4 protein-coding genes are annotated in these 4,963 nt (G+C 72.7%); all 4 read left to right on the top strand.

All coding sequences use genetic code 11. The features are described 5' to 3' along the window. The coding region (gene rho / locus D7W82_RS38400) for a transcription termination factor Rho (protein WP_120623002.1) at positions 1–1,506 on the top strand (1,506 nt) is incomplete at its 5' end. 58 nt (positions 1,507–1,564) lie between these two features. Continuing rightward, on the top strand, positions 1,565–1,831 hold the full coding sequence (locus tag D7W82_RS38395; protein ID WP_120623001.1) for a hypothetical protein: 267 nt from the start codon (positions 1,565–1,567) through the stop codon (positions 1,829–1,831). A 4-nt stretch (positions 1,832–1,835) separates the two neighbouring features. Then, positions 1,836–3,725 (top strand): DUF4129 domain-containing protein, encoded by a 1,890-nt coding sequence (locus D7W82_RS38390; RefSeq protein WP_120623000.1) that lies wholly within the window; start codon positions 1,836–1,838, stop codon positions 3,723–3,725. Further along, the coding region (locus tag D7W82_RS38385; protein ID WP_120622999.1) for a DUF4350 domain-containing protein at positions 3,718–4,963 on the top strand (1,246 nt) is incomplete at its 3' end. The genes D7W82_RS38390 and D7W82_RS38385, both read left to right, overlap by 8 nt.

Genomic DNA, 4,963 nt, shown 5'->3' with positions numbered 1-4,963 from the left:
GACGACGAGGGCGACGAGGGCCCCGACGAGGGCGATGCCTCCGCTGGAGGCGCCGCCCAGAACGGCGGACCCGGAGGCCCCGCGGGCCAGGGAGGCCGCCGCCGCCGCCGCCGTCGCCGCCGCCGTGGCGCGCAGGTGCACTTCACCCCGGAGGGCCAGGCCTACCGCATGCAGGCGGGTCCGGACGGCCAGCAGGTGCAGGTCTTCCTGACGCCGCAGGAGCTGGAGCAGTACCGCCAGCGCCAGGCGCAGCAGCAACAGCAGCAGCCCCAGGGCGGCGGCCAGCCGCAGGGCCAGGAGAGCCGCCCGCAGGACGGCGGGCAGCCGCAGCCGCAGCCGCGGCATGAGCACCCACGCCATCAGCAGCAGCAGCGCGGCGGCGGACACGCCCAGGGCGCGCCGCAGCAGAACCTGGCGCCCGTGGAGGGCGTGCTGGACACGGAGGCCAAGGGCCCCAATGCGTTCCTGCGTCAGGTGAAGCGCAACCTGCTGGCGTCGCCGGACGACCCGGAGCTTCCGAAGAACCTGGTGCAGAAGCTGCGCCTGCGGCAGGGCCAGTACCTCACCGCGTTCGCGCAGATGCGCGGCCACAAGGGCGTCATCCAGAAGGTGGACACGGTGGACGGCCGCCCGCTGGAGGGCGCGCCCCGGCTGCCGCACTTCGCGGACCTCACCTCCGTGGACCCCACCGAGCGGCTGAAGCTGGAGAACGGCCACAAGGAGATGGTCACGCGCGTGTTGGACCTCATCGCGCCCATCGGCAAGGGTCAGCGCGCGCTCATCGTCGCCCCGCCCAAGACGGGCAAGACGATCATGCTCCAGCGCATCGCGCAGGCCGTCATCCAGAACCACCCGGAGTGCCACGTCATGGTGGTGCTCATCGACGAGCGCCCGGAAGAAGTGACGGACATGCGCCGGAGCATCAAGGCGGAGGTCATCGCCTCCAGCTCCGACCGGCCCACGGGCGACCACCTCAAGGTCGCGGAGCTCGCGCTGGAGCGCGCCCGCCGGCTGGTGGAGTCCGGCAAGGACGTGGTCATCCTCCTGGACTCCATCACCCGCCTGGCGCGCGCCTACAACAAGGAAGTCGACAGCTCCGGCCGCACCATGACGGGCGGCGTGGACAGCCGCGCCCTGGAGCGCCCCAAGCGCATCTTCGGCGCCGCGCGCGCGACGGAAGAAGCGGGCTCGCTCACCATCATCGGCACGGCGCTCATCGACACCGGCAGCCGCATGGACGAGGTGATTTTCGAGGAGTTCAAGGGCACGGGTAACTCCGAGGTCACCCTGGACCGCCTGCTCGCGGAGAAGCGCGTCTTCCCGGCCATCAACATCGCCCAGTCCGGCACGCGCAAGGAGGAGAAGCTCTTCACCCTGCGCGAGTACGAGAAGGTGAAGAAGCTGCGGCAGATGCTCTTCGCCGTGAAGCCGGTGGAGGCCATGGAGGCGCTCGTCAAACGGCTCGGCCGGTACACCTACAACGACGAGTTCTTCGACGAGATGTAGGCCGTGCCCGCCCGCGCGGGGGTGGTGTGGCGAGCCCTGGATTGCGTAAGGTGAGCGCATGATTCAGGGCTCGGGCCGCTGCCACTACCACCCGGACCGCGCGGGCCTGGGCGTCTGCGTGGAGTGCCGGCGCGTCATCTGCCGCGAGTGCACCACGCAGTTCGAGGGCATCAACCGCTGCGCCAGCTGCCTCGACACGCGCCGCAAGGCGCTGGAGGGGCCGCCCCCCCGGCGCGAGTGGAGCGTGGCGCACGTGGTGCTGGCGCTCGTGGGCGTCGTGCTCGTGTGGGGCGGCGTCCTGCTGGCCGCGCGCGCGGTGGGCTAGCGCGATGGCCGTCTCCGCATTGGAACTGCGCCCCCGGGGTCCGGTGGCCTTGATGGACGCGGCGCTGCGCCTGTGCGCGCGCGACGCGGGCGTGTGGGCGCTCACGCTGCCGGGTGGCGCGGCGGTGGTGGCGGCGCTGCTGCACCTGTTGGACGCCGTGGATCATGGGCGCTCCCCCACCCTGCCCGCGCTGTACGTGACGCTCGCGTGGTTCCTGCGGGGCGTGGGCCAGGGCGCGGCGTGCCACTACGTGCAGGAGCTGCTCTTGGGCGCGAAGGCGGAGCCGTCCGTGCGCCAGTCCCTGCGCGCGGCGCTGGGGCGGCTGCCCAGCCTGTTCATCGCCGTGGCGTACCTGGCGTTCTTCAACGTGCTGTCGTTGACGTTCTCGCTGGGCATCGCGCTGTTCCTCCTCTCCGCGCAGGGCGTGGGCTACGCGGCGACGATGCAGGGCCGGGGCAGCCCGCTGAAGCTGTACGCGGTGGGCTCGCGGCTGCTCGGCCCGTCGCGCGGGACGGCCACCGCGGTGCGCTGGCTGATGAGCGTACAGGTGCTGGTGTTCCTCAACCTGCACGTGGGGCTCAACTTCCTGCTGTACCTCGGGCGGCGGCTCGTGGGCATCGACCTGACGTTCGCGGAGCGGTTCGCGTCGTTGGACAACCCGCCGTGGCTCGTGTTCCTCGCCGCGACGACGTTCGCCCTCTTCGAGCCCCTGCGCGCGGCGACCGCCACGCTGCTGCTGGTGGACGGACGCGTGCGGCAGGAAGGCCTGGACCTGCTGGCCGCCGTGCAGCAGCTCCCGGAGCGCGGCACGCAGCGTGGGGGGCTCGCATCCAAGGGCGTGGCCGCGGCGTTGCTGCTGGCCACGGGGCTGCTCCTCGCGGCCCCTGCTCCGGTGCAAGCCGCGCCGGAGGCCTCCACGCCCGTGGACCGCAAGGCGCTGCGCGCCCGGCTGGAGAAGGTCGCGACGGAGTGCGAGCTGCCCGAACAGGTGGAGGGCACGGCGCTCAAGGACTTCGATGCGTTGAACGCGCGCGAGACGGTCAAGCTCGAGCGCTTCGTGCGCCACCTGGAGCAACTGGCCTACGACGACGAGGACTGCGAGACGGCGGCGGTGGCGCTGGAGAACGGGCTCGCGCAGGTGTCGGCCACGGCCGAGGCCCAGGCGAGAGCGGACGCCCGTGCGGCCACGGACCGGGCGCGGGCCATCCTCGCGCGGCCGGAGTTCCAGGAGCGCCAGGAGAAGGCCCCGGCCGACCCCAAGGAGGAAGAGGTCCCTCCGGAGTCGAGCTGGTGGCGCCGCTTCATCGACAAGCTGGGCGAGTGGCTCAGGGACTTCTTCAAGCGCAACAACCCACAGCCCCAGTCGCGGGAGACGGCCCTCCCCGTGAGCGACGGCGCGGCGGCGAACGTGCTCGTCGTGATGCTGGTCGCGCTGACGCTGGCGGTGCTGGGGGTGGTGGTCGTGAGCGTGCTGCGGCGCAAGCGTGAGGCCTCGGGCCCGGCGCTGGAGGTGAGCACCGTGGACGCCGCGGCGCTCGCGGGCAACCCGGACCACGCGCTGTCGCGTCCGCCGGAAGGCTGGGCGCACCTGGCCGACGCGCTGGCCGCGAAGGGGGAGTACCGCCAGGCGGTGCGCAACCTGTACCTCGCGCTCCTGTCGCGCCTGCACCGCGACGGCGCCATCCACTACGACGAGACGCTGTCCAACTGGGACTACCTGCGCGCGTTCCGGGGGCGTCCGGAGGTGAAGGCCCCGTTCCGCGAGCTGACGCGCCGCTTCGACTTCGCGTGGTACGGCAACGTGCCCGTGGGCGCTGACGGCTACACGGAGTTCCGCGCCATCACCGCCCCGCTGCTCGCCGCGCCGCCCGCGCAGGAGGCCGCCGGTGCGTGACCGTTTCCCGCTGCTCGTGCTGGGAGCCCTGCTGCTCGCGGGCGTGCTCGGGACGTTCCTGGTGCGCGGCGCCCAGCGCGGCGGCTTCGCGGATCCGCTGTCCACCTTCCGCGCGGAGCCGGACGGCGCGCGTGCCCTGTACCTGCTCGCGCAGGAGAGCGGCCTGCCGGTGACGCGCAACATGACGGACCTGAGCCTGCTCACCGGGCATGAGGCGCTGGTGCTGCTCGCGGTGGAGGTCCAGGACTCGCGCGAGGAGGATCCGGATCAGACGCGGCTCGCCTCGGATCCGGACGCGGGCGTGGACGACGAGTCGGCGCCGCACCAGGGCTTCAACGCCCTGCGGGCGCAGCAGCTGGAAGACAAAGAGGTGGAGCGCGTGCTGTCCCATGTCCGCGCCGGCGCCTCGCTCGTGTACGTGCCCTGGGGTTCGAGGGAGAACGCGCTCCTGGATGAGCTGGGCGTGAAGCTGGACAAGGCGGACGTGACGCTGCCCATGCGCACGCTGGTGCCCTCGCTGCCCACGCCGTACACGCTGGGCGTGGAGCGCGTGGAGGCGAAGGTGCAGGCCTACCTCCGGCTGCCGGAGGGCGCCGTCACGGTGCTGGAGGATGAGCGCCTGGGCTTCCCCGTGGCGGCGGTGATTCACGCGGGCCTGGGCCGGGTGCTGGTGGTGGGCGCCCCCGAGCTCGCGATGAACCCGGCGCTCGCGCGGGCGGACAACGCGCAGTTCTGGCTGAGCGCGCTGGAGGCCCTGGGCCCCGGCCCCTTCGCCTTCGACGAGTTCCACCACGGCTTCACCAACGAGCGCTCGCTCGTGGACTTCGCGCGCCGCTATGGCCTGCACTTCGCCGTCGCGCAGCTGCTCCTGGGCGTCGTGCTGTGGGCGGGCGCGCTGAAGCGCTTCGGCCGCCCGCTCCCTCCGCCCGAGTCCATGCGCGTGGGCGCCACGGACGCCCTCTTCGCCATGAGCCGCCTGTACCGCGAGGGCCAGCACCACGGCTTCGCCGCGGGGCTCATCACGCGCGGCCTCACGCAGCAGCTGGCGCCGCTCGCGGGCCTGCCTTCGCACGCCACCGCCACCGCCGTCGCGGAAGGGCTGCGCACGCGCGGACGCCAGGACCTGGCGGACGGGCTGCTCGACGTGACCCAGAAGGCAGAGACCGTCCACACGGACGCCGACATTCAAGCCCTCGCCACTTCCGCCGCGCACCTGCGCGAGCGCATCCACCCCTGTC

The sequence above is a fragment of the Corallococcus sp. CA049B genome, assembly GCF_003611685.1.
In the GTDB taxonomy this organism is placed as follows: Bacteria; Myxococcota; Myxococcia; order Myxococcales; family Myxococcaceae; genus Corallococcus; species Corallococcus coralloides.
The sequence above is the reverse complement of the archived record's forward strand: the minus strand, read 5'-3'. Positions and strand labels throughout refer to the sequence as shown.

Coding starts and splice junctions, on each gene's coding strand:
- D7W82_RS38395 (WP_120623001.1), top strand. CDS start 1,565: ATGATTCAGGGCTCGGGCCGCTGCCACTACCACCCGGACCGCGCGGGC.
- D7W82_RS38390 (WP_120623000.1), top strand. CDS start 1,836: ATGGCCGTCTCCGCATTGGAACTGCGCCCCCGGGGTCCGGTGGCCTTG.